Here is a 26499-nt window from a genome sequence, read left to right on the forward strand (position 1 = left end):
TACATGCTGGTGTTCTTAAAAACAGCGTATTTATAAATAGTTAAATGGATCTACAGCAGTACCATTCTTTACAATCTCAAAGTGACAATGAGATCCGTAGCTGTTTCCTGTATTTCCTACTTCTCCGATTTTCTGACCCTGATATACTTTGTCACCCACGCTGACATTAATTGCACTGCAGTGTCCGTATCTGGTCCTCATTCCGCTGCCATGGTCAATTTCTATAAATAGCCCGTAGCCGCTGTACCAGCCTGCGTAAACCACTGTACCTCCGTCTGAAGCATGAATCGGTGTACCTGTCGGACATGCCAAATCCAGTCCGTCATGATTACGTCCCCATCTCCATCCGAATTCCGACGTCAGTGTATACCCAGATACCGGCATAATAAAGGTACCTGTCGGTGCCGTCTTCGGTAGTTTCTTGGTTCCTTTTATTACGATTTTCTTTACGGATTTTTTGATGGTTTCCGTCTTTAAAACTTCTTTTCCGACTTCTTCCCCGTTTTCTCTGATGATTCTAGCCGTCACCACTCGTTTTCCGTTGACGCCTTTCTGAATCACTTTAGTCACATTTTCGTACAGGGAATCATCTTCCCTATATTCTGTCTTATATTTTACCTTTTCCGCATAGGTTGCTTCTTCTTCCGTCACTACAGTTAATGCTGGAACTGCCTGAGAAATCAGGATTTCATCACCTGGGAAAAGAGAATCCTCTTTCAATTTTGGATTGTTTTCCTTTAGTTCTTCAAAGGTCGTATCAAACTTGCTGGTAATTCCCGAATAAGTGTCGCCTGCCTTTACTACATAAACCTTCTCCTTGGAACCGCCGTCCATAATCTTTGATACGGCTTCCTTCTTGCCGCTGATATAAGCAAGCTTCGTGTCCATCTGCCTGATTTCTACGTTTTCTTTAAAACCAACACGCAGATATTTTATCTCACCTTCACCGTCCATGAAAGATTTCTGCACATTGCGCAGTGCAGCATTAGCAGCATCCTTGCTTTCGCAGATGACAAAACACTGTCCGTCTATATAAATGCCGTAAGCCTGTGCTTCCATGTCGGTCATGTAAGTAAGTCTCTTCAGTACCGTGTCAATGTCATCAATATCCTTATCCAAAACTACCACATTTTTGAAGCTGATGTTTTCATCAGCTTCAATATGAATCTGTGACCCGTACTCTTTACTCAGCTCGGCACTGACCAAATCCAGAATCTTAATGACATCCTCCTGATTCTTTACATAGCCCAGTACTTTGCCGTTATAAGAATACTGAAAACCTGTAGCATAGTTGAACATAGCTACCATGGCAACCGCTACCAGCACAAATCCTGCAAAGTGGCTTAAAATACTCTTTTTATGGTCGATAAAGCTCTTCCGGTTCCTGTGAATGGCGCTGGCTGTATGATATCTCATGATAAGCCACAGCCTGTCCACTCGTTCCTGTGTATGATCATGGAACGTCACGACACCAGCTGCACCGCTAATGATGAGCTGCCAAAAGGAAACAAGCCATTTGTCGAAGCGAATCTGCGCCTCGTCATGCCAGGTAATAATCCCTGCCGCAACGTCCACTATTTTTCTAAACTTTTTTTCTTTATCCATATTTCCGCCTCTTCCGTACGCTGCTTAATACAGGAACAACGCTCTCCCAGATCTGTCATTCCAGTATCGCTGCACTTCTCACAAGCGTACTTTATGTCGGTGTAATCCATCTCAAAATTGTTTTCCGTCAGCACCACTGCACGTTCTGCTGCCAGCTCGTCCATAATGCTGTTTATCTTCTTACTCTCGTTCTCTGAAGAGCCTAAAATCAGCGCCTTAGAAAGCTGGGATCCCATCCTGCGGATTTCCTCATCAATGTCTTTAATTCTAGGCAGCTTCTGATAAACTTCCTGTTTTCTCTCTTCCGCCTCTTTCTCTGCCTTATCCCGCAAGTAATCGTAATACTGGTTGAGCACTGCCTGAGTCACCACAATCTTGGTGTTGACATCCACGCCTTTGCTCTGCGCTTCGTCTCTCCAGTTTTCTAAAACCTTGTTGACATAGTTAAAATTCGGACTGGATATACCGGCTGTCTTTGTACAGGCTTCCAACACTCTGTCCATAGAGTAGCCCATACGCTCAAACCAGTTATCCATCATTTCTTTTTCTGCTTCTGTAGCATTTCTGGTAAAACCAAGAGCTTTAAGCACTCTTCTGTAGCGGTAATATTTTTCGTCCATCTCCTGCAGTTTTTCGCTAATCTGATCTGTGGACTGAAGCCCTTCTTCGGTCCATCCTTTTACCACACTTTCGATATACCGCATGCTGGTCTTGTTCTTGTCGATAGAATATTTTACTGCTGTAAAAACCACCTCAGGGCTAGCGCCGTAATCGGTAAGCCATTTCATAATCTGACCCAGCTCAGAAGAGTCCAGAGTCCGTCCCAAAGCTTTTTCGATATCTTTAAACATAACTTTGACTTCCGGATTTCCGAAGACATTGTCACCTTTCGGTCTGCTTGCTTCCCCCCGTACAGGTGCAGTGTTTTTCCCATACAGCTGCTCCTTCAGACTGAGAAATTCCACAATAAAGCTAACGTTGCCCTGTGTATCAAAGTAACGCTTTCTTATAACGCCTCGCTCTTCCCAATATTCCCAGGCTTCCCGCACTTTCTCCTCAGAAAGTCCCAGCTGTTTTGCTATCGCTTTTTCCGTAATTTCAAGACCGTGTTCTGCATACATACTCGCATACAGATATACCTTCACAAAATCTCCGGGCGCGGATGGCATATATTCGTTGATAAAAATATTTTCTACTTTTGTATCCAGCAGAAAAAAGTCTTTGATTTTTTCTTTTATAAAGTTCATAAATACTCGCCCTTATGCTTCTTTATTCAGCGCGCAAAGCAATTCTTCTATGTCAAGACCATGTCCCTCTGCCGCTTCATGCAAAGTTTCCTGCACTGCTCCGGGACAACCGGTGCAAAGCAGTCCATACTCTTCAAAAATCAATTCCATCTCTTCGTTAAGATTCAAAACATCACAAACCTTCATATCCCCTGTAATTTTCATAAGCAACTCTCTTTCAGATACAAATCACTATAAACTACGCTTTATCACTGAACTTGGTGTATCTTGCCACCCAAGTCAAATCAAAGGTTTCGGTCGGCCCACTTCTGTGTTTTGCAAGATTCACCTCACAGACACCCGGTTTTTCTGAGTTTTCCTTATTATAATAGTCGTCACGATACAGGAACATAACCATATCGGCGTCCTGTTCGATAGATCCGGATTCACGCAGGTCAGACAGAATCGGTCTATGATCCTGTCTTTGTTCCGGTGCACGGGAAAGCTGAGAAAGTACCATTACAGGACAATCCATCTCTCTTGCCAGCAATTTTAAATATCTGGACAGATTACTGATTTCCTGCTGTCTGCTGTCTGCTCTCCCCTCTGCCTTCATCAGCTGCAGATAGTCGATAATGACAAGATCCAGACCCTTTTCAGATTTCAGTCTTCGGCACTTATTTTTCATTTCAAGTACACTGATACCTGGTGTATCGTCAATATGTAAATTGGTTTTGGACAAAGAGTCCAGCGCCATATTAATTCTGTCCCAGTCGTTTCGCTCCAGACTTCCCGTTTTCAACTTCTGCATTTCTACGCGGGACTCCATAGCCAGAAGTCTCTGTCCAAGCTGTTCTTTGGACATTTCCAAACTGAAAATCAGCACGCTGGCACCGGATTTTACTGCTGCGTTCTGGGCGATATTCAAAACAAAGGCAGTCTTTCCCATAGCAGGTCTTGCCGCAATAATAACAAGGTCAGATCGCTGCAACCCGCTTGTCAGCTCATCCAGCCGTTTAAATCCCGTGGAAAGTCCGATGACCTGTCCCTGCGTCTGTATTGCTCTGTCTATCATCGCTACATTTTCTATGAGAACTTCTTTAATAGGCGCAAAATCGCTGCGCTGACCTTTCTGGGCGATTTCAAAAATGCCCTTTTCAGCGTAGTCCAAAATATCAGAAGCCGCCATGGATTCTTCATAGCCTTTCTCTCTGATATCCTCAGCGGTCTGAATCAGTCTGCGCATAGAGGCTTTTTCAGAAACAATCTTGGCATACTCCGCAGCACTGCTGGGTGCAGGAGCAACCGATGACAAGCTGGCGATATAGACTCTGCCGCCGACCATTTCAAGCGACTTTCTCTTGCGCAGTTCCTCACAGACCGTTACAATGTCCACCGGTACATTATTTCTGAATAGCTCAATCATCACAGTGAAAATCTCTTTATGCGCTGCGTCATAAAAATCCTCTGGTGTAATATGGTCAATAACATCGGAAAGCGCGTCCTTGCTCAGCATGGCTGAGCCTAAAACAGACTTCTCCGCTTCCGTATTATGGGGTGGAATTTTCTCAACCATGTAGATTCCTCTCTATACTATCAGTCAATCAGTTTTAGTCGGTTACTTCAACGGTCAGCTTACCGGATACTTCCGGATACAATTTCACATCAATTTCAAATCTGCCAATACTCTTAATTGGGTTTTTCATCTGAATTTTTTTCTTATCGATGGTAAGACCGGTCTGCTTTTTCGTTTCGTCAGCAATATCCTTGGAAGTAATGGAGCCGAAAAGTCTGCCGCCTTCACCGGACTTAGTCTTGATAATAACAGTTACATCTTCCAGCTTCTTTGCAAGTTCTTCTGCCGCCGCTTTTTCTTCTGCCTTTTTCTGTGCCAGCAGTTCTTTCTGCTTCTCAAGACTTCTGATATTGCCATCGGTCGCCTCGGTTGCATACCCTTTCGGCAGCAGCATGTTTCTTGCGTATCCATCGCTGACTTTTACTACATCACCAGCTTTACCAGTACCTTTTACATCTCTATTTAAAATTACAATCATCTTTATCTCTCCTTTTATTTTAGTAATTCCAACACTTTCTCTATAACTTCCTCAGGGCTGCAGTCCACCTGCGCACCCGCCGTGGTTAGATGTCCGCCCCCGCCCAGTTTTTCCATAATTACTTGTACGTTGATTTCCCCCAAAGATCTGGCGCTTATTACTGTTTTTCCCTGTGAAGTTCTTCCTGCCACAAAGGAAGCTTTAATGTCCTTGATAGTCAAAAGCTCATCTGCAACCTGAGAATTTACTACCTGCGCATCTTCATTGCAGCCTTCACAGATGGAGGTTGCAACGCCTTTTTCGTGAAAGTCCGCAGCTGCAATACACTTTGCACGAATCTTAAATGCCTCCAGATCAGTCTGGAAAAATCGCTTTACTTCTGCAGTGTCTGCGCCGGATCGTCTGAGCCATGCCGCAGCCTCAAAAGTTCTGACGCCGGTCTTTACAGCAAAGCGGTTAGTATCGATTGTCATTCCTGCAAGGAGCGCTTCTGCCTCCAGCTTAATAAGTGTTTTCTTTGGCGCTGCATACTGCAGAATCTCGCTGACCAGCTCTGCTGTTGAAGAAGCGTAGGATTCAATATAGGACAAAATCGGATTTTCCACATAATCCTCTGCTTTTCTGTGATGATCGATAACCACAATTCGCTCTGTCATTGTAAGCAAATTTCTGTTTTCAACATAACTAGGTCTATGGGTATCTACTATAATCAACAGCGTGTCTTCATCAGCCAGGCTTTCAGCTTTTTTGTTGTTAACAAAAATATAATTATCGCTTTCTTTAGCCTGCTCATAAATTTCCTGCAAAGATCCTATCACTTCGTCAAGAAGAATATATGCAGTTCTGCCGCACATAGCGCACAGTCTGTGAATGCCCAGCGCCGAGCCAAAGCAGTCCATATCCGGGTGAACATGACCCATGATGATCACTTTCTTTGACTGCTCAATCAGCTGTTTCAATGCATGGGCGATAACTCTGGATTTTCCTTTGTTTCCCTTCTCTACAGTCTGCATTTTCCCGCCATAATACTCGATTTTGCTGACACGTTTAATGACAGCCTGATCGCCTCCGCGTCCTCGTGCAAGATCCATAGCGGCTCTGGAGTATTCCTCTGTGGTAATCAGGTTCTTTCCTCCAACGCCTACCCCGATACTCAGACTCATCGGAAAATCCGCTTCCGTCTCAATCTGTCTAATCTCGTCCAAAATACCAAACTTATTTTCGATAATATTCTCTAAATGAGAATACTGGCAGTACATGACATACTGTGAATTGTTCAGTTTGTTGATAGAGCCTTCGTTTTTGGCAGCCCACTGACGAATCACACTATCGGCAGCAGCGGTAATGCGCATCCGCATTTCTGGCAGAGTGCTGGCCTCAAACTCATCGTAATTATCTATAACGATTCTAAGCACGCATACGCGTTCATCGTTATACCGATCTTTCAAATTCTCAAAGTTGGTTATATCATAGAAAAATACCAAAAGGTTCGCGTCCTCTTCCCCACTTTCTCTACTGATAATCAGCTTAAATTGCTTCCCGTTTCTTTCCAGAAAGAAGTGTGTTCCCTCGTCCACCTTACTATATAAATCAGAGGTCTTTATTCCGGTTAAGGCAAAAAAGTCCGCATCTTCAATTCCGTCATAAATAAACACATCTCCGATGTGCTCATTGGCGCTTACCACTTTCCCTTTACTGTTAATAATGCAGACAGGTAAAGGTATTTTAGATGAAATTTCTTTTTCAAACAAAATTTTTGCCATTTCTCGTCCCTCTTTTTAGCGCATAAAACCAGTGCAATATACATTAATATATCACATTAGCTGGTTTTCTTCGTGTTGTTTCTGTGATAATTCCCTAGGGATTACTCATAGGGTTTACAGTATAGTATACCACATTTTCTAAATTTGGTCTACCTCTAATGCACCACCGCACTTTGCACACCGGTATTTTTGCGGTTCATCCACGACCCTGCTTTTTCTCATACGATAGCTGGTACTACCGCATCTTTTGCAGCGAATACAATATTTATAATGAACCCTTTGCTCCGCTGCCGGAGTTGTTATTCCCAGCTCTTCTGAGGTGCTCATTCTTTGTATGTGGTATCCGTATGTCTGATTCACCATTTTAGCCAGTTTTTTCCATTTTGTTCCATGGTTGAAGCAGCCTGGACAGGTGTGGAGCAACTCATGAAGGATGACCTGCTTCAAAGCTTTATCTCTGGCATCTGCTAGCGCAGTGGAAATCTCAATTCGGAAAACCTGTCCAAGACCTTTTTTCTCTACCTTGCAGCAGCCAAGTCTCTTTTTGGCCCTGTGGTTCGCTTTAATTTCCAGTATTTTACTTGAAGGTTTAATACCTATGCTGCGCAGTTCTTCCTCTGCCTCTTTCATCAACACTCTGATTCTATGTTCAAATTCTATCATACTCTTCATCCTGATATAGCAAAATGCCTCTTGCTTCAAGAGGCATTTCCTTGATGTTTCATGTGAAACAAATATTATAATTCCACAGATTTCAATAGTTCTATTAAACGATTTAATTCTTCCGCACTATAATACTCTAATTCGATCTTTCCTTTTTTCCCTTTTTGCTCGATGGAAACTCTGGTGCCGAAAATGTTTTTTAGTTCATTCTCTACGTGAACCGTATCTGCACTCTTCACTTTTTTTACAGGTCGCTTCTTTGGTTTTCCCGCAGCCTGCACCAACTGCTCAATCTTACGAACAGACAGTCCATCTTCTATTATTTTTCTGCAAAGCTCCGCCTGCAGTTTTTTATCGCTTATTGAGATGAGCGCTCTTGCATGTCCGGTTGAAATTTTTCCTTCCGTTACCAAATCCTGAATCTGAGGCGGCAGTTTTAAAAGACGCAGCGCATTGGTAATGTACGGTCTGCTTTTGCTGACACTTTTAGAAACTTCCTCCTGCGTCAAGCCGTAGGTTTTAATCATCTGATTCAGTCCTTCCGCTTCCTCAATCGGATTCAGATCTTCACGCTGCATATTCTCTATAATTGCAATGAGCATATTCTCTTCATCGTTAAACTTACGAATCAGACATGGGACTTCTTTCAGTGCTGCTTTTCTGGCAGCTCGCCATCTTCTTTCACCGGCAACAATCTCATACCCAGTACTGCTCTTTCTAACTACCAGTGGCTGAATGATTCCATGTTCTAAAATTGAATCAGACAGCTCGCTGATTTTTTCCTCATTGAATACCTTTCGTGGTTGATTTTCGTTGGGTTTGATATCATTAATATTAATATATACTACTGCGTTTTCTTCATCTGCCATAGTAGGTGCTTTCACAGTCTCTTCTGGCTGCACCACTGGCGCCTGATCAGCAAACAGCGCATCAAGTCCTCTTCCCAGTCCCCTGTTCTTTGTCTTTCCTGATGCCATTATTTATTTTCCTCCCACTCCAGAAATTCTTCCGCAAAGTCACGATATGCTTCTGCTCCCTTAGATTTTGGGTCATACTCTGTAATTGCCATACCGAAACTAGGTGCTTCTGCCAGTCTGATGTTTCTAGGAATTACTGTTGAATAAACTTTAGAGCCGAAATACTTCTTTACTTCCTGTACAACCTGAATAGATAAATTTGTTCTGCCGTCGAACATACTTAAAATAACTCCTTCAATTTCCAGGGAAGTATTGAGGCTCTTTTTTACAAGTTCAATTGTATTCACCAGCTGACTTACACCTTCCAGCGCATAAAACTCACACTGAATTGGAATCAGCACACTTTCTACAGCTGTCAACGAGTTTATCGTCAAAAGTCCCAGCGATGGGGGGCAGTCGATAAAGATATAGTCATAGAAGTCCTTAACCTTCTCTATCGCTTTTCGCAGACGTCTTTCTCTGCCTTCCAGGGCTACCATTTCAATTTCTGCACCAACTAAATCAATGCTGGCCGGAATAATATCCAGATTTTCTATATTCGTATGAATAATCGCTTTGCGGGTGTCAAAGTTATCTTCAATGAGCAGGTCATATACCGTATAAGGTAAATCCTTTTTAGAAATACCGATTCCGCTGGTAGTATTTCCCTGCGGGTCTATATCCAGCATTAGGATTTTCTTATCTTTCAGCGCCAAACTTGCACCTAAATTGATATTGGTTGTAGTCTTACCTACGCCACCCTTCTGATTAAATATTGCAATTGCTTTTCCCAATGTTTTTCCTCCTGCAAAGAATGTACTATAGACATTATATATGATTCGCTGCAATTTTGCTACTGTTTTACGAAAAAAAATCAATGATGTTTCACGTGAAACATCATTGATTTTTTGGTATCACGATTTTTAGTTCTATATATGCACCCTTATCCTCTTCTGTCATCTTAGAATTCTCCTCCATATCGTGAATTTGTGCAAAAGCTTTTCGAATTGTGTTAGTATAAATTTTATAGCTGATATAATTAATTTTTCTTCTGTTCCTATATTCTGCTTCATCTTTTGTCAGATAATCATCAATCAGTTTTTCTGTCTGCTTTACATTGAGATTGTGACTGATTACCCTTTGAAGAATTTTTTCTCGAATTACTGAATCCTCTATTTTAAGCAGCGCTCTGGCGTGTCGTTCCGTCAGCTTTGCTTCAATCAGCTTTTGCTGTATATCAGGTGGAAGCGTAAGGATTCTCAATTTGTTAGAAATTGTAGACTGGCGCTTTCCAATCTTCTCAGAAAGTTCTCCTTGTGTCAGACCAAAATCCTCGATCAGTTTTCTATAAGCATAAGCCTCTTCTATGTAGCTGAGATTCTCTCTTTGAACATTTTCTACTACCGCAATCAATGCTGTATCCTTATCGTCGAAGTCTTTAATTAGAGCTGGTATCTTCGTGAGCCCTGCAAGCTTTGCAGCACGAAGTCTTCTCTCCCCTGCAATAAGAAAAAAAGACCCACTTTTATCTTTTTTGACAATTATCGGCTGCAATACCCCATATTCAGCAATAGAATTTTTAAGATCGTTCAATTCCTCTTCCGCAAAATGCTTTCTCGGTTGCTCCGGATTGGCTCTGATAGAACCTATGGGCAGTTCTACACTTTTCCTTTGTAACATATAATCCCCCTTTCTTTTCCTAATAACAGCATACCATGTTTTCCAGGGAAATGTAGAAAAAATGCCCAACAAAAAAACCCATATTCTATCACAATATGGGCTCTTTCACCGGAGTTCCTGCTTTTCTAGGATATTTCGCAGGAGTATCTTTAATCTTTTCAATTACGACTATATTATGTTCGTATCCTTCCAGCGGCGTTGATTCTATTCGTATAATTTTTCCGCCAAGTATTTTAATAGCTTTTTCCGCATTCTTCAGTTCCTCTTCTGCATCAGGTCCTTTATATGCAAGGAGATATCCACCCTTTCTGATAAAAGGAAGACAATATTCTGCAAGTACTGCCATATTAGCAACAGCTCTGGAAACACAAAGATCAAATCGCGCCCTGTAATTCTTATTTCTTGCTAGCTCTTCTGCTCTTCCATGAATCGTTTCAACATTATATATTCCCAGCTTGCCAGTCAAATCGTCGATTACTTTCAATCTTTTGTTCAGAGAATCCGCCAAAAGGAACCCCTTATCAGGACTAACGATAGAAAGGGGTACACCCGGAAACCCTGCTCCTGTCCCTACATCTATGATGCTCTCACTGTTTTGGTATTCTGGAAAACCAACGCAAAGTATGGAATCGACCAAATGCTTTACTATAAATTCATCTCTGTCTTTAATCGCAGTCAGATTAATCTTTTCGTTCCATTCCAAAATGCCTTCCATATAGCCGACAAATTTCTCTTCCATATCCTGTTCCCATGGAATCTGCAATTGTTCAAATGCTTCAGTTAATGCTTTCATATTATGCTTTCTTTCTTCTAATCTTTTCTAAATAAACTAAAATTACATTAATATCTGCCGGGGATACACCGGAAATGCGAGATGCCTGCCCTACTGATCTAGGTTTCAGCTGGTTCAGCTTCTGCACTGCTTCCAGACGAAGTCCTTCAATGTCAGTATAGTCTAGTTTCTCATCAAGGGCCTTATTCTCAAGTTTTTTAAACTTTTCAATCTGCGCCATTTGCTTGGCAATATATCCTTCATATTTGATCTGCACTTCCAGCTGAGTCTTTGCATGAGAAGTCAGCACTCTTCGAGAAAAATCTATCACTGCCATATTTTCATAGGTTACTTCTGGCCGTTTCAGAAGTTCTGCCAAAGTTGCCTTATTCTGCAGCGGTGCGCTGCCTACACTTTCTAAAAAGGCATTCGCATCTTTCGGATAAATATAAGTCGTTTCCATTCTCTGACGTTCTTCTTCCACGATTCTCTTCTTTTCGAGAAATTTGTCATATCTTTCTTTATCTGCCAATCCTAACCTGTAAGATTTTTCCGTTAAACGCAAATCTGCATTGTCTTGCCTCAAAACCAGCCTATATTCCGCTCTGCTGGTCATAATTCTGTAAGGTTCATTTGTACCTTTAGTCACGAGATCGTCGATGAGAACGCCAATATAAGCCTCACTTCTGTCTAGTACCAGTGACTCTTTTCCATTTATTTCCAAGGAAGCGTTGATTCCCGCCAACAATCCCTGTGCAGCTGCTTCCTCATAACCGGAACTTCCATTAAACTGGCCAGCGCAAAATAAATTCTTAATCATTCTATTTTCTAAATTAGGCTTTAAATCAAGTGGGTCAATGCAATCATATTCAATTGCATAAGCAGGTCTTGTTATAATAATATTTTCAAGTCCTGGTATAGTATGATAAAATTTCTCTTGTACATCTTCAGGTAAACTGGAAGACATACCTTGGATATACATTTCTTCAGTATCCAGTCCCTCTGGCTCAATAAATGTCTGATGTCTCTCTTTATCTGCAAACCTGTTAATTTTATCTTCGATAGATGGACAATATCTAGGTCCTACACCTTCTATTTGTCCTCCAAATAAAGCAGATCGATGAAAGTTATTTCGAATTACAGTATGGGTTTCTTCATTGGTGTAAGTGAGCCAGCAAGAAACCTGTTCTTTTTCCAGTTCATCGTTCATAAAAGAAAAAGGTACAATTCTTTCATCGCCTTTCTGTTCTGTCATCTTTGTATAATCAAAGGTAGAAGCAAGCGCTCTTGCCGGTGTTCCGGTTTTGAATCTGCGCAGCTTCATGCCATGTTTTTTCAGATTATCTGCCAGCTCTATAGAAGGTGCGAGTCCATTTGGACCGCTTGCATAAGCGCTGTCTCCAATAAAAATTTTACCGCGCAAGAACGTGCCTGTAGCCAGCACCACTGCCTTCGCCTTATAATATGTATGCGTCATTGTAACTACACCGCATACTTTTCCCTCTTCTATGATCAAATCCACAATTTCAGCCTGCTTTACATGCAGATTTTCCTGCTGTTCTATGGTTTTCTTCATTTCGGTATGATATCTATGTTTATCAGCCTGCGCACGCAGCGAGTGCACCGCCGGTCCTTTTGCTGTATTTAACATTCTGCTTTGTATAAAGGTTTTATCAATATTTTTTCCCATTTCTCCGCCGAGAGCATCAATTTCTCGAACCAAGTGACCTTTACCAGTTCCTCCAATAGATGGATTGCAAGGCATCATGGCGATTGCTTCCAGATTAATGGTAAACAGCATTGTGCGATTACCCATACGTGCAGAAGCCAGTGCAGCTTCACATCCTGCGTGACCTGCACCAACAACAATAATATCGTATTCACCCATAAATACTTGTTCCATATTTCTCCTAACTTACTTTCCTAAACAAAATCTTGAAAAAACTTCATTGATAATATCATCCTGAACAGTCTCTCCTATAATCTCACCAAGAGACGCGTAGGCGCTGTTGATATCAATTTCAATAAACTCTAAAGCCTCTCCCATCTGTGTCATAGCAATCGCATCACCCAAAGATTTTTCAGCTTTAACCAAAATGTCTTTATGTCTCACATTGGTTACGATGAGACTATTATTTTGACTCACTTTTCCATCATACACCATAGAAACAATTTTTTCTTCGATGTCACCGATTCCCTCTTGCGTTTCCATAGAAGTTTTCATCACATAAGCATTTGGTAAAATGTCTCTAACTGCACTTTCATCAATTTTCGCAGGGAGATCAATTTTATTTAAAACTACAATTGTTTTCTTTTCATCAATTTGCTCCATAATTTCTCTGTCTTCCGCAGAAAAATCTTTACTGCAGTCTAAAATGAAAATAACTAAATCGGCTTGATTGAAAGACTCCTTTGATTTTTCAATACCAATTTGCTCTATAATATCACTGGTTTCTCTGATGCCGGCGGTATCGGTCAGTCTTACAGGGATTCCCTTTACACTGAGATACTCTTCAATGGTATCTCTGGTAGTTCCAGGAATTTCAGTTACAATAGCTCTGGACTCACGAAGAAGACTATTCATCAGTGAAGATTTTCCAACGTTAGGTTTTCCTATAATTGCTACTGCAAGTCCATCCTTTATCATTCTTCCTGTTTCTGCGCTTGCCAGCAAACGATTCACTTCAAATTTTACTTCTATTAAATCCTTTTCTAACTTTTCATAAGTAATTTCTTCGATATCCTCATCAGGATAATCTATATTGACTGTGACATTTACTAAAATATCTACCAGTTTTTTTCTAATCTCTTTAATGGTACCAGAAAATACGCCTTCCAGCTGATTCATTGCAACATCAAAGGTCTTATCGGTCTTTGCGCGAATCACATCGATAACAGCCTCTGCCTGAGACAAATCCAGACGACCATTTAAAAATGCACGCTTGGTAAACTCTCCCGGCTCTGCCATTCTTGCACCACTTTGCAGTACCAGTTCCAAAATCTTGCGCAGCGGCACCATGCCGCCATGGCAGTTGATTTCTACTACATCCTCTGTAGTGTAGGTCTTTGGACCTTTCATATAGACACAAAGTACTTCATCTATGATACTATTTGTCTGTGGATTTAGTATATGTCCATAGGACATTTTTCTATTTTCTAAGGATTCAGGATGTGCAGGACGAAATACACGTCTTAATATATTATAAGCATGTTCTCCACTGATTCTGATAATTCCAATACCGCCCTCTCCTGGTGCGGTTGCAATTGCAGCAATTGTATCTTCCATTTATTTCTCCTTGAAAAAAGAAGCCCGCATCTGCTGCGGGCTATAAATTATTTGAGCTCAATGATAACCCTTCTGTACGGATCTTGTCCCTCGCTTCTTGTTGTAACGCGGGAATTATGCTGAAGAGTTGCATGAATAACCTTACGTTCATAAGGATTCATCGGTTCAAGTCTTACACTTCTCTTAGTTTTTACTACTTTGTCGGCAAGTCTATTTGCTAATTTTTCGAGAGTCTTTTCTCTTTTAGCTCTGTAATTCTCTGCATCGACAACGACTCTAATGTAGTTTTCTGTATCTTTATTTACAACCAGACTTGTTAAATACTGAATTGCATCAAGGGTTTGTCCTCTTTTACCGATGATGGTACCAGAGTCTTTACCCTGAATATCAATAAATACATTTTCTTCATTTGCTCTTGCAGATATTTCAATTTCTAAACCCATCTGCTCTGTTACTTCATAAAGAAATTCCAGGGCGATATGATTTTCTACAGGAAAAAGTTCTCCTGCTTCTTTTTCTACAGAAGATTTTCTCTCAGGTCTTGCCTTTTTTTCAGTCTTCTCAGTTTTTGGCGCTTTTCTCGCCTCAGCCTTTGGTTTTTTGATTTCTTCAGAAGCCGGTTTCTTTACTTCAGAAACTACTTCTTTTACAGCAGGCTTTTCTTTTGGTTCTTCTACCGGTTTCTTCTTCTCAACTCTGACTAATGCCAGTTTAGAACCAATTCCAAAAAAACCTCTGGAAGGTTCTTCTAAAACCTTTACATCAACTTCGTCTATGGTCAATTTGAGTTCATCCAATGCCAGCTTTACAGCTGTTTCCACATCGGTTCCCCATTTTTCCGAAAACTCCATATTAATTTTTTCCTCCATAGCTCTTACTACTTCTTTTTCTTTTTGTTATTTTTTTTATTTTCTTTCAGAGCCTTTCTAAGCATGTTAAAACGCAAATTAAAGAAAATCTGAATAAACTGACTCATAAACCAGTAAATTGCAAGCCCAGAAGGATAAGATCTTGCTAACCATACAATCATAATCGGGAAGAAGTATTTCATCATATTAGTCATGAAGTTACCTCCAGCCATCTGATTAGGATTGGTCTGCTGATTCATCCAGAAAGAGAAGAAAGTAGCAATACCAGCCGCTATTGGCAAAATCCACAAATCAGGCTGACTTAGATCTTTAATCCACAAAAATGGTTCATGTATTGCAAAATACATACTTTCATCCGAAATAAAAATCATAGGGTTTCTGAGCAGTGCAAAGAGTCCCATAATGATAATCATCTGCACAATCATAGGCAGACAACCGCTCATAGGGTTAAAACCTTCCTCTTTGTAAAGCTCTGCCATCTTTTCATTCAGAACTTCTTTTTGATTTGCATATCTCCTCTGAAGCTCCTGAATCTTTGGCTGCATTTCAGCCATACCCGCAGTCGAAAAAATCTGTTTCTTATACACTGGATAAAGGGCAATTTTCACGATTAAGGTAACAATAATCAAACAAATGCCGTAATTTCCAATGATATTATACAGCTGCGTCAGAAGCCATCCCAAAGGAGTAGCTAATATGTTAAAGATAAACATTAAATTTCCTCCGTTATTTTAAAGGGTCATAGCCGCCGGGATTTCCCGGATGACACTTTAAAATTCGTTTTATTCCTAAGTAACTACCTTTGATTGCCCCGTATTTTTGCAGAGCCTGTATAAAATAGGTGGAGCAAGTAGGATAAAACCTACAGGTAGGCGGAAACAAGGGCGAAATACATTTCTGATATACCCGAATCAGGAAAATCATGATTCCTTTAAAAAATCTGCTGATATATTTCATGCTTTTTTCGTTACCCCGGTTCTTTTCAGTGCTGATTCTAAAGACTTCTTCACATCTTGGCACTTAGTGTTGACAATAGTATTTCTAGCAATAAAAATCAAATCATAGCCTTCCGGAATTCTAAAATCTGTCAGTCTAAAACTTTCTTTCATTAAACGTCTGGCTCTATTTCTTTTGACACTATTGCCAACTTTCTTGCTAGCTAAAAAAGCTTTTCTGGTGTAGGGAAGGTTATTTTTTCTGTAAAAAACGACCACATATCTGTCCCCTACAGATTTACCTCTATTATAAATAGACGTAAAGTCACTTTTTCTTCTTAAAACATTTTTTTTAAGCATTTCAAAATTAAGCAGTTAATTTTTTTCTGCCTTTTGCTCTTCTTCTCTTAAGAACGTTTCTGCCATTCTTGGTGCTCATTCTTTTTCTGAAGCCGTGCTCTTTCATTCTCTGTCTTTTTTTAGGCTGATAAGTCTGTTTCATTGGTTTTACCTCCTTATAAATTGTAAACTCATACGCAATCTAAATTCCAATATGCGCACATATGCCCTATTATTATACTTACAAAGGCTTGGCTTGTCAATGATTTTGTCTTTTTTTGTTCTTAAATAGCCATGCTGCTATATAAAAACAGGTATGTGCGTAAAATTATCCACAAGATATGGATAACTATATGGAAATTTTATTTTTCAACCTTTTAAATTTGTACTTGTATATGGATAACTTATTAGGTACAATAAAACTACACCATGAAATTGAGGGCAGAAAATGAAAAGTATATGGAATCAAGTTTTAAATATCATTGAAGAAAATACAACATCAATCAGCTATAATACCTGGTTTAAACCACTTAAAATCAACAACATTGACAAAAATGTAAAAATCGTCTATTTAGAAACCGATGAAGATTTTATTATCAAAGTTTTAAAAGACCGTTATTTACAGCTGATTGAGTCCAGTTTCAAAACTGTAACCGGAGAAGAATACCGCGTTGTAATCAAAAATAGCAGCGACTACGAATCCAGTAAGGAGGAGGCTCCGCAGCAGCCAGTTTTAATGGATCCAAAGCTGCGCAAGCAGAAAATTTTTAATCCAAGATACACCTTTGATAATTTTGTTGTAGGCGGCAGCAATAAGTATGCCCATGCAGCAGCCCTTGCCGTTGCCGAATCTCCATCGGAAGCATATAACCCGCTGTTCATCTATGGCGGTTCCGGACTTGGAAAAACTCATCTGATGAATGCTATTGGTATTTATCTTCTGGAAAACAACGAGAATCTCAACGTTCTCTACGTATCTTCCGAGATGTTTACCAATGAGTTTATCAAGGCGCTGGGAGAAAACAAAACCAGAGAATTTAAAAACAAATACAGAAAAGTCGATGTTCTTCTCATCGATGATATTCAGTTCCTGGAGGGAAAAGATACCATGCAGGAAGAATTCTTCCATACCTTTAATTCTCTGTATGATCTAAATAAGCAGATTGTCATTTCCAGTGACCGGGCTCCGAATAAACTGGACAAACTGGAAGAACGACTGAGATCCAGATTTATGTGGAACCTGATTGCTGATTTACAGCCGGCTGACTATGAAACCAGAGTTGCAATTTTAATGAAAAAGGCAGAAAATGCCAACATTGAAATGGACGACGAACTATACGAAGTCATTTGTCTCATCGCTGAAAAAATCAAAGATAACATCAGAGAACTGGAAGGTGCCTTTAATAGAATCGTTAGTTTTTCCACCCTTATGGAAGAAAAAATCGATAAAACCTTTGCAAAAAGAATTCTCAAGGACATCATTCAAAACAACGGAACCAGTCCTACTCCTGAGAAAATCAAAACAATTGTCAGCAGATACTTTAAAATCAAGGTTTCTGATATGGAGAGCTCTAAGAGAACCAGCAATATTGCATTTCCAAGACAGATTGCCATGTATCTCTGCAGAGAATTAACCGATTATTCCCTTCCTAAGATTGGAAATCTCTTTGGCGGCAGACACTACACTACAGTTATGCATGCCTGTGACAAAATTCAGGATGAAATAAAAAGCAATGAATCAGTCAAAGAAATTATAGAAAACCTAAAAAAGGATATTTCTGAATAACTTTTACAGCTTATCCACAAATTTTTAACTTTAAATTTTTAAGATATTGCAAGGGGCAGAAAAGTTATCCACAGAATCCACAGCCCCTACTACTATTACTACTAAATTAATATAAGAAAAAGATGGCATTTCGGAGGTTTTAAGTATGAAATTCACATGCAACCAATCAGTTCTCACCAAAGCATTAAATATCGTGTCCAAAGCGGTCACATCGAGAACCACTATTCCAATTTTAAAAGGTATCCTTTTAGAAGTATCTGATAACGGCACATTAAAAATGTCAGCCTCAGATTTAGATATTACGATAGAAGAAACAATTGAAGTTGAAAACACCGAAAGCGGTTCCATTGTAGTACAGTCAAAACTTTTTGGCGATATTATCAGAAAGCTTCCTAATGCCGATGTCAGTGTGGAACAGGAAGAAGGAAATGTAATCATCAAATGCATGAATTCTCAGTTCAGTATCATAGGTCTTTCTCCTGATGAATTTCCAAATATAAAAGATATAGAAGAAAATCAAGACAATATCGTATTCAATAAAACAATTTTAAAAGAGATGATTAGAAAAACATCTTTTGCTGCCAGCATTGATGAATCAAAAGGTGTTATTACAGGTATTCTTATTGAGCTTTTAGCAGATGGTATAAACATGGTTGCAATCGATGGCTACAGAATGGCAATCACCAGAGAAGCTATGATTAATAAAGAAGAAAAGAACGTCATTATTTCTGCAAAAATTATGAACGAAATCAGTAAGATTTTAAGTGATGCATCAGAAGAAGATGAAAATGTAAAACTTTTCATGAGTGATAAAAAAGCTATCTTTATGATTGGCAGCGTAAAGGTTGTCCTCAGACTTCTTGACGGTGAATTCATCAAATACAAGGATGTGCTTCCAAAAGACAATAAAATAAAAGTGAAAGTCAACAAAGGAGATTTGATGGAAAGTATAGAAAGAGCTTCCTTGCTTTCTAAAGAAGGAAAGAACAATCTCATTAAAATGTCCATCAAAGATACCATCGTTACCATCACTTCTAAGTCTGAAGAGGGAAATGTAAAAGAAGAAGTTATCATTTCTAAAGAAGGAGAAGATTTGGATATCGGATTCAATGCAAAATATGTCCTCGACGTGATGAAATCTATCGATGATGAAGAAGTATATATGTACTTCAACACACCAATTACCCCTTGCCTTGTAGAGCCAATTGAAGGGGAAGCATTTGAATACTTGATTCTTCCTGTTAGAATCACCAACAATTAATTATGTACATTAAAAATATAGAGTTAACTAATTTTAGAAATTATAAACATTTAAAAGTGGATTTTAATAAAAATGTAAATCTTTTCCTGGGTAATAACGCCCAGGGAAAGACTAATTTACTGGAAAGTATATACATTACTTCTATTGGTAGATCTTTTAGAACCAATAAGGACAGCGATCTTGTAAAATTTGATCAATCCATAGCAAAAGTTAAGGTAGAAGCTGAAAAAGAAGTCTTTGACACTTCTGTAGAAATTACCATTAAAAAAGACGCCAAGAAATCCATAAAAAAAGACGGCATCAATATCAAACGAACGTCTGAACTTCTTGAAAATATCCTGATTGTAATTTTTTCGCCGGAGGATTTGAAAATCGTCAAAGATGAGCCGGAAAAGAGAAGAAAGTTCATAGATAGAGAGCTTTGTCAGATACAACCTCTCTATTATGACAGCTTGACTAACTATAAGAAAACATTGGTTCAGCGAAACACTTATCTGAAAGAAGAAAATATAGATAACAGCATTTTGGATTTGTGGGATACCCAGCTTGCTCATTACGGCGCAAGAATCATTCATATTAGAGAAAAGTTCATCAAAAAAATCAGTAATTTCAGTGGAAAGATCCACAGCAGCATTACTAATGGAAAAGAGAGTCTTTTTCTGGAGTATAATCCTAATGTTGCATATATGGAATCGCTAGAAGATTTGGAAGGTTTTTTTTATGATGAAATCAAAAAAGCCTTTAAAAATGATTTTCGCCAGCGCACTACTACAAAAGGACCTCATAAAGATGATATTTCATTTTATGTCAATGGGATTGATATGAGAAGTTTTGGTTCTCAGGGTCAGCAGCGTACCTGTGCTCTTTCACTGAAGCTGGCTGAGCTGAATCTGATTAAAGAAGAAACTGAAGAAGATGCGATTCTGCTCCTTGACGATGTGATGAGTGAACTGGATATTGAAAGACAGGAATATCTGATAAAAACCTTGAAAAATAATCAGCTTTTTATTACTACGACTGATATTTCCGGTGAAATTTTAAAATCCTTTCCCGAAGCAAAAGTGATTTACATCGAGAAAGGGGAAATGAGAGAAAATTAAACCTATTAAGAATTACGATATATATCGACAGTTTTTAATAGGTTTTTTCGTACTAAATTAACGTTTCTGCGGCTTTTTTAATAGAGTTAAGGTAAAAATGATAAAATACACTTATTTTCTTGTAAAATCGCTTGTTTTAGTGTATAATGGAAAAAGCGCTTAAAATTAACAGAGAAAATAAAAATTGATATAAGGTGGGTGTAAGATGAGCAAAGAAGAGAAAAATCAAAATCAGTATGACGCCGCCCAAATTCAGGTACTGGAGGGTCTTGAAGCAGTTCGTAAAAGACCTGGTATGTACATAGGCAGTACCGGACCTAGAGGGCTCCATCATCTGGTATACGAAATTGTTGACAACAGTGTGGACGAAGCACTTGCTGGTTACTGTAAATCTATCAATGTAACCATTCAGAAAGATAATTCTATTATGGTAGAAGATGACGGTCGAGGTATGCCGGTTGATAATCACCCGAAACTTGGCATTCCAGCTGTTGAAGTTATTCATACAGTCCTTCATGCCGGCGGTAAATTCGGCGGAGGAGGATATAAGGTTTCCGGCGGTCTGCACGGTGTAGGTGCTTCCGTTGTTAATGCCCTTTCTACTAGAATGGAAGTAGAAGTTAAGAGAAACGGAAACATTTACAGACAGGAATATGAAAGAGGTAAAACTGTTGCACCTCTCGCAATCGTAGGGGAATCCAAGAAGACAGGTTCTAAGACAATTTTCTGGCCGGATCCTGAAATTTTTCAGGAAACTACAGAGTACGATTATGATACTCTGCAGCACAGACTTAGAGAAATGGCGTTCCTTAACAAGGGAATTAAGATTGTTCTTTCTGATGAAAGAGAAGGAAAGAAAAAGAAAGAAGTTTTCCATTATGAAGGCGGTCTGAAGGAATTTGTAAAGCATCTGAATAATAATAAAGATGCCCTCCATGAGGAAATCATCTATTTTGAAGTAAGCAAAAAGGATATGGAACTTGAAGTTGCCATGCAGTATACTGATCGGTATAACGAAATGGTTCTTTCTTATGCCAATAATATTAGTACTACAGAAGGCGGTACCCATATGGCAGGCTTCCGTACAGCGCTTACAAGAGTATTCAACGACTATGCAAGAAAAAATAAGATTTTGAAAGACAATGACGATTCCCTTGCCGGCGAAGACGTAAGAGAAGGTATTACAGCCATCGTATCTGTAAAACTGACAGAACCTCAGTTTGAAGGACAGACTAAGACAAAGCTGGGAAATACTGAGATGAGAGGTTTCGTAGAAACTTCTACCAGTGAAAATTTAACAGCTTTCCTTGAAGAAAATCCAACTCAGGCGAAAGTTATATTAGAAAAATGTCTCCGTGCATCAAGAGCCAGAGAAGCTGCAAGAAAAGCAAGAGAATTGACAAGACGAAAAAGTGCTCTTGACAGTATTGCTTTGCCAGGAAAACTAGCCGATTGTTCTGAAAAGGATCCGGCAAAGTCTGAGATTTTCTTAGTCGAGGGTGACTCCGCAGGTGGCAGCGCAAAGCAAGGTCGTGACAGATTGAGACAGGCTGTTCTTCCGCTTCGTGGTAAAATCTTAAATGTAGAAAAAGCAAGACTGGACAAGATTTTAAATTCTGATGAAATCAAGAATATGATTACTGCGTTTGGCTGTGGTATCGGCAACGAATTTGATGAAAACAAGCTGAGATATCACAAAATTATCATCATGACCGATGCCGACGTCGACGGTGCGCACATCAGAACGCTGTTGCTGACTTTCTTCTTCAGATATATGACGCCATTGATCGAAGGTGGTTATGTTTATGCTGCAAAACCGCCGCTTTTCCTGACAAAAAGAGGCAAAGAGGTTTACTATACGTACAGTGAACCTGAGCAGGACAGACTGATGGCGAAGCTGAAGGAAGACGGAAAAGCAGGTAAAATAGACATTCAGAGATACAAGGGTCTTGGTGAAATGGACTTCCATCAGCTTTGGGAAACCACGATGGACTACAATAACAGAACCTTAATTCAGATTACCATCGACGATGCTGCAGCTGCAGACGAAGTATTTACAGTGTTGATGGGAGATAAGGTTCCGCCTAGAAAGAAATTTATCGAAGATAATGCACACTTAGCAGAACTTGACATTTAAGAAAGGAGGGCAAAAATATGAATACCTTATTAGAAGATACAAAATTAGAACAACATGAGATATCTAAAGAAATGAAAAAATCCTACATCGACTACTCCATGAGTGTTATTGTAGGACGTGCCCTTCCTGATGTCAGAGACGGACTGAAGCCGGTTCACAGAAGAATTCTTTACGGTATGAGCCAGCTGGGCGTTACACCGGATAAACCGCATAAAAAATCCGCCCGTATTGTCGGTGAAGTAATGGGTAAATATCACCCACACGGCGATAGCTCTATTTACGATGCTATGGTAAGACTGGCACAAGATTTTTCTACCAGATATATGTTGGTAGATGGTCACGGAAACTTCGGTTCCGTCGATGGTGACGGCGCCGCTGCAATGCGTTATACAGAAGCAAGAATGACGCCGTTTTCTCTGCAGATGATCAGGGATATTGAAAAAGAAACGGTAAACTTTGTAGATAATTTTGACGGTGAAGAAAAAGAACCAGTAGTGCTGCCAAGTAGATTTCCTAACCTTTTAGTAAATGGTTCCAACGGTATCGCCGTAGGTATGGCAACTTCCATTCCGCCGCATAATCTCAGTGAAGTCATCGATGCTACAGTAGAGTTGATTGATAACGAAGAAGCAACTGTAGAAGATTTGATGAAATATGTCAAAGGACCAGATTTTCCAACGGGTGCGACTATCCTTGGAAAGAACGGCGTAAGAGAAGCCTACAAAACCGGTATCGGTAAGGTAAAGGTTCGTTCCTGCTGCGAAATTGAAGAAACTGATAGAGGGCGTTCACAAATTATTGTAACGGAAATTCCTTATCAGGTAAACAAAGCTAGACTCATCGAAAAGATGGCAGAACTTGTAAAGGATAAGAGAATCGAAGGCATTTCTGCAATCCGAGATGAATCCAATCGTAACGGTATGCGTATCGTCATCGAACTGAAGAGAGATGCAAATCCTCAGATTACGCTGAACAGATTATATAAGCATACACAGCTGCAGGAAAGCTACAGCATGATTATGATTGCTTTGGTAGACGGTCGTCCAAAGGTTCTTAATCTCTATGACATTCTTTCAGAGTACTTGAAATTCCAGAAGGAAGTTGTAACCAGAAGAACTCAATTTGACCTGAAAAAAGCCGAAGCCAGAGCCCACATCTTAGAAGGTCTGCGTATCGCTCTTGATAATATTGATGAAATTATTAAAATCATCAGAAGCGCATATAATGACGCAAGAGAAAAGTTGATGGAACGTTTCGGACTTTCAGAAATTCAGGCGCAGGCAATTTTGGATATGAGACTTGCCAGACTGCAAGGACTGGAAAGAGAAAAAATCGACAAAGAGTATGCTGAGCTGATGGAAAGAATCGCTTACTTTAATTCGCTGCTTGCTGATGAAAAACTGCTCATGGGTGTTGTAAAAGATGAACTTCTGGAAATCAAAGAAAAATACGGTGATGACAGAAGAACCAAGATAGTTGCAGATGTAGATGAATTTGACGATGAAGACTTAGTTGCAGAAGAAAAAGTAGCGATTACTTTGACGCATCTTGGATATATCAAGAGAGTTCCGGCTGACACCTATAAAGCACAGAGACGTGGCGGTAAGGGCATTACAGGCATTACGACCAGAGAAAACGACTTTGTAAAAGACCTGATTATGACCTCTACTCACGACTATCTCATGTTCTTTACCAATACAGGAAAAGCGCATAAGATTAAAGCATTTGAAATTCCAGAAGCGACAAGAACAGCTAAGGGTACGCCGGCTGTCAACTTCCTGAATCTGATGCAGAGAGAAAGAATTACAGCAATTATTCCGGTACAGGAATTTGCAGATGATAAATTCCTCATTGCTGTAACTAAGAACGGTACGATTAAGAAGACACCGCTTTCTCAGTTTGATACGCAGAGAAAGACTGGTCTTATTGCTATCAACTTAAAGGATGACGACCAGTTAATCGGTATCAAAGAAACTACTGGAAGCAACAATGTAATCATAGTAACCAAAAATGGTAAATGTATCTGCTTCTCTGAAGAAGATGTAAGAAGCATGGGTAGAATTGCCGGTGGTGTTCGTGCAATTAAGCTTGAAAAAGATGATGAAGTTGTAGCAATGGAACTTGTTGAACCGGGTCAGGAGCTGCTGGTAGTAACAGAAAATGGTTACGGTAAAAGAACTCCTGTAGAAGACTATAAGATTCAGGTGCGCGGCGGTAAAGGTCTTTTGACTTATGATAAATCCAAGTTCAAAAAGACCGGTGCTCTTATCGGTGCAATGGTTGTCGATGAAGATGACGAAGCTCTGATGATTAATTCAGATGGAATCATCATCAGAATCAGAGCTGGAGAAGTATCCAAACTGGGCAGAGCAACCCAGGGTGTAAAGATTATGAAGGTCGAAGACGAAGTAAAAATTGTCGCTATGGCAAAAGTAATCAAAGAAGATGAGGAAGAGGAAGTAAAAGAAAAACCTGCAAAGGAAGAAGCACCGAAAGAAGACGGTGACGAACAGCTTACTCTGTAATTAAAAATAAAAGGCTGTCGCACAGTTTAAAGATTCGTTTAGATGGAGCGACAGCTTTCTTCTTTTTGGCGCTGCACATCGTTTCTTTTCACTTATATTTTTCTGTACATATTTTGGAGGATTTTGTCGATAATATGCACTCCTGTGTGCATATTTTAAGAAAAAATGCCTTTAATATGCACATTTGCGCAGCTAAGAACTAAAAAAGCTGCCGAATGAACAATGAAATTGCCTTTCAACAGCTTTGACTGTACATATTTTTGAAAGTTTTTAAAAAAATATGCAGAGCGTTATGCATATTTTTAGGATTTTTTGCGAATATATGTACATTCACAGCCAGTTATTGGATTTATAAAAATTATGCTGATAGAGGAGTTATTTAAATGGATCAGTTAAAATTTACAATACCGGGAAAACCGGAATATCTGACAATGCTGCGTCTTGCAATCAGCTCGGTAGCAGTAACCGCAGGCTTTGATCTTGATGGAGCTGAAGATATAAAAACAGCTGTATCGGAGGCTTGCAAACTGGTATCCTGCCATGGTTTTGACGGATTTTCCGACAAGTACGAACTGCAATGCAGCGTAGAGGAAGGGAGGATTGAAATCATCATAGAAGACAGATGTGAAAATCATACCCTTGAAAAGCTGCATAAACCTTGCAAAAACTGCCCAACTGAAGGAAATATCGGTGTTTATGTTATTCAAACACTGATGAATGAAGTAGAAATTAATGTTTTAGAGAACGGACAAAAGTCAATAAAAATGGTGAAATATTTATGATGGAACAAGAATTGTTTATCAAATACAAAGACAATCCCACCAGAGAACTTCGTAACGAAATTGTAGAAAAACATCTTTACATGGTAGACATTCTGATTCGGAAATATCTAGGAAAAGGCGTAGAATATGACGATCTTTATCAGGTTGGTGCTCTTGCTCTTGTTTCTGCTGTGGAGCGCTTTGATCCGGAAAAAGGATATGAGTTCAGCTCTTTTGCAACACCAACTATTTTGGGAGAAATCAAAAAATATTTCCGGGACAAGCAATGGAGTTTAAAGGTTCCCCGCCGCCTGAAAGAGATTGCCGCGAAGGTGCAGGAAACTAAGGAAACACTTTACACGGAGTATCATCGTAAACCGACGGTGGAAGAAATCAGCAAGGCTACAGGCTTTTCAAAGGAGCAGATTATTGAGGCACAGGAAAGTTCCCAGGCTTACGGAACCTATTCTCTTGATAAAACCTTTGATGACATGGGAGAAGATGGGGAAAGTCCACTTCTCGAAAAGTATGCCGGTTTTGTGGAAAAAGGCTATGAACGGATTGAAATCTCTGAGATTATCAAAAAGGTCATGGCTACTTTCAGTGAGCAGCAGCTTTACATATGCAAGCAGCGGTTTATCCATAACCGCTCTCAAGCAGAAATTGCAAAGGCTCTCGGCGTTTCCCAGATGACCGTGTCGCGGGCTGAGAAAAATATTATCAGCCGGTTTCAGGAGGAACTGAAACACTAGAAAAGAGCCGCATAAATTTGCGGCTCTTT

General features: G+C 39.7%; 25 protein-coding genes. 7 read left to right on the forward strand and 18 right to left on the reverse strand.

The genetic code is table 11. From position 1 onward, the window contains the following. Positions 1-30: 30 nt before the first annotated feature. The 18 genes from NFR88_RS05315 to rpmH all read right to left on the reverse strand — a co-directional run bounded on the left by NFR88_RS05315 (position 31) and on the right by rpmH (position 16311). The gene (locus tag NFR88_RS05315; protein WP_160200989.1) at positions 31-1605 is read right to left on the reverse strand and encodes a peptidoglycan DD-metalloendopeptidase family protein; all 1575 of its coding nucleotides are present in this window, start codon (positions 1603-1605) and stop codon (positions 31-33) included. After that, complete coding sequence (locus tag NFR88_RS05320; RefSeq protein ID WP_160200990.1) at positions 1575-2852, reverse strand: DnaD domain protein; 1278 nt, start codon at positions 2850-2852, stop codon at positions 1575-1577. The genes NFR88_RS05315 and NFR88_RS05320 overlap by 31 nt, the downstream gene beginning before the upstream one ends. A gap of 12 nt (positions 2853-2864) precedes the next feature. Beyond that, entirely contained in the window at positions 2865-3056 is a 192-nt protein-coding gene (locus NFR88_RS05325; protein ID WP_160200991.1) for a DUF1858 domain-containing protein, read from the reverse strand. A gap of 34 nt (positions 3057-3090) precedes the next feature. Beyond that, positions 3091-4407: a replicative DNA helicase gene (gene dnaB / locus NFR88_RS05330; protein WP_160200992.1), complete on the reverse strand. Its 1317-nt coding sequence runs from the start codon at positions 4405-4407 to the stop codon at positions 3091-3093. 34 nt (positions 4408-4441) lie between these two features. Beyond that, complete coding sequence (gene rplI, locus NFR88_RS05335; protein ID WP_160200993.1) at positions 4442-4885, reverse strand: 50S ribosomal protein L9; 444 nt, start codon at positions 4883-4885, stop codon at positions 4442-4444. Between the two features lie 14 nt (positions 4886-4899). Further along, positions 4900-6648, reverse strand: coding sequence for a DHH family phosphoesterase (locus NFR88_RS05340; RefSeq protein ID WP_251614023.1), 1749 nt, complete (start codon positions 6646-6648; stop codon positions 4900-4902). 138 nt (positions 6649-6786) lie between these two features. Then, entirely contained in the window at positions 6787-7311 is a 525-nt protein-coding gene (locus NFR88_RS05345; RefSeq protein WP_160200995.1) for a SprT-like domain-containing protein, read from the reverse strand. Positions 7312-7385: 74 nt separating this feature from the next. Then, positions 7386-8288: a ParB/RepB/Spo0J family partition protein gene (locus NFR88_RS05350; RefSeq protein WP_251614026.1), complete on the reverse strand. Its 903-nt coding sequence runs from the start codon at positions 8286-8288 to the stop codon at positions 7386-7388. Next, entirely contained in the window at positions 8288-9061 is a 774-nt protein-coding gene (locus tag NFR88_RS05355) for a ParA family protein (protein ID WP_160200997.1), read from the reverse strand. Before NFR88_RS05355 ends, NFR88_RS05350 begins: the two co-directional genes overlap by 1 nt. A 103-nt stretch (positions 9062-9164) precedes the next feature. Then, a complete protein-coding gene (locus NFR88_RS05360; protein ID WP_160200998.1) occupies positions 9165-9947 on the reverse strand; it encodes a ParB/RepB/Spo0J family partition protein in 783 nt (260 codons plus the stop codon). A gap of 88 nt (positions 9948-10035) precedes the next feature. Further along, positions 10036-10740, reverse strand: coding sequence for a 16S rRNA (guanine(527)-N(7))-methyltransferase RsmG (rsmG, locus tag NFR88_RS05365; protein ID WP_161908783.1), 705 nt, complete (start codon positions 10738-10740; stop codon positions 10036-10038). A 1-nt stretch (position 10741) separates the two neighbouring features. After that, on the reverse strand, positions 10742-12622 hold the full coding sequence (gene mnmG, locus NFR88_RS05370) for a tRNA uridine-5-carboxymethylaminomethyl(34) synthesis enzyme MnmG (RefSeq protein ID WP_251614029.1): 1881 nt from the start codon (positions 12620-12622) through the stop codon (positions 10742-10744). A 12-nt stretch (positions 12623-12634) separates the two neighbouring features. Then, the gene (mnmE, locus tag NFR88_RS05375) at positions 12635-14005 is read right to left on the reverse strand and encodes a tRNA uridine-5-carboxymethylaminomethyl(34) synthesis GTPase MnmE (RefSeq protein ID WP_251614032.1); all 1371 of its coding nucleotides are present in this window, start codon (positions 14003-14005) and stop codon (positions 12635-12637) included. Between the two features lie 47 nt (positions 14006-14052). After that, positions 14053-14874, reverse strand: coding sequence for an RNA-binding cell elongation regulator Jag/EloR (jag, locus tag NFR88_RS05380; protein WP_161908785.1), 822 nt, complete (start codon positions 14872-14874; stop codon positions 14053-14055). 8 nt (positions 14875-14882) lie between these two features. Further along, complete coding sequence (locus tag NFR88_RS05385) at positions 14883-15587, reverse strand: YidC/Oxa1 family membrane protein insertase (RefSeq protein ID WP_160201003.1); 705 nt, start codon at positions 15585-15587, stop codon at positions 14883-14885. Positions 15588-15600: 13 nt separating this feature from the next. Then, positions 15601-15831 (reverse strand): membrane protein insertion efficiency factor YidD, encoded by a 231-nt coding sequence (yidD, locus tag NFR88_RS05390; RefSeq protein WP_160201004.1) that lies wholly within the window; start codon positions 15829-15831, stop codon positions 15601-15603. After that, positions 15828-16169: a ribonuclease P protein component gene (gene rnpA, locus NFR88_RS05395; protein ID WP_251614035.1), complete on the reverse strand. Its 342-nt coding sequence runs from the start codon at positions 16167-16169 to the stop codon at positions 15828-15830. The genes yidD and rnpA overlap by 4 nt, the downstream gene beginning before the upstream one ends. A gap of 7 nt (positions 16170-16176) precedes the next feature. Continuing rightward, complete coding sequence (gene rpmH, locus NFR88_RS05400; RefSeq protein WP_160201006.1) at positions 16177-16311, reverse strand: 50S ribosomal protein L34; 135 nt, start codon at positions 16309-16311, stop codon at positions 16177-16179. Positions 16312-16596: 285 nt separating this feature from the next. On the opposite strand from rpmH, the gene dnaA reads away from it, so the two are divergent. The 7 genes from dnaA (at position 16597) to NFR88_RS05435 (ending at position 26470) form a co-directional block, all read left to right on the forward strand. Further along, positions 16597-17934, forward strand: coding sequence for a chromosomal replication initiator protein DnaA (gene dnaA / locus NFR88_RS05405; RefSeq protein WP_160201007.1), 1338 nt, complete (start codon positions 16597-16599; stop codon positions 17932-17934). A 145-nt stretch (positions 17935-18079) separates the two neighbouring features. Next, the gene (gene dnaN / locus NFR88_RS05410) at positions 18080-19195 is read left to right on the forward strand and encodes a DNA polymerase III subunit beta (protein WP_161908787.1); all 1116 of its coding nucleotides are present in this window, start codon (positions 18080-18082) and stop codon (positions 19193-19195) included. Between the two features lie 2 nt (positions 19196-19197). Next, positions 19198-20295, forward strand: coding sequence for a DNA replication/repair protein RecF (gene recF, locus NFR88_RS05415; RefSeq protein ID WP_285813815.1), 1098 nt, complete (start codon positions 19198-19200; stop codon positions 20293-20295). Between the two features lie 205 nt (positions 20296-20500). Beyond that, positions 20501-22432 (forward strand): DNA topoisomerase (ATP-hydrolyzing) subunit B, encoded by a 1932-nt coding sequence (gene gyrB / locus NFR88_RS05420; RefSeq protein ID WP_160201010.1) that lies wholly within the window; start codon positions 20501-20503, stop codon positions 22430-22432. A gap of 17 nt (positions 22433-22449) precedes the next feature. After that, a complete protein-coding gene (gyrA, locus tag NFR88_RS05425) occupies positions 22450-24957 on the forward strand; it encodes a DNA gyrase subunit A (protein WP_251614041.1) in 2508 nt (835 codons plus the stop codon). Between the two features lie 383 nt (positions 24958-25340). Continuing rightward, a complete protein-coding gene (locus NFR88_RS05430; RefSeq protein ID WP_160201012.1) occupies positions 25341-25739 on the forward strand; it encodes an ATP-binding protein in 399 nt (132 codons plus the stop codon). Next, on the forward strand, positions 25736-26470 hold the full coding sequence (locus NFR88_RS05435; RefSeq protein ID WP_160201013.1) for a sigma-70 family RNA polymerase sigma factor: 735 nt from the start codon (positions 25736-25738) through the stop codon (positions 26468-26470). Before NFR88_RS05430 ends, NFR88_RS05435 begins: the two co-directional genes overlap by 4 nt. Positions 26471-26499 lie beyond the last annotated feature (29 nt).

The organism is Senimuribacter intestinalis (assembly GCF_943192965.1).
Taxonomy (GTDB): Bacteria; Bacillota; Clostridia; order Peptostreptococcales; family Anaerovoracaceae; genus Senimuribacter; species Senimuribacter intestinalis.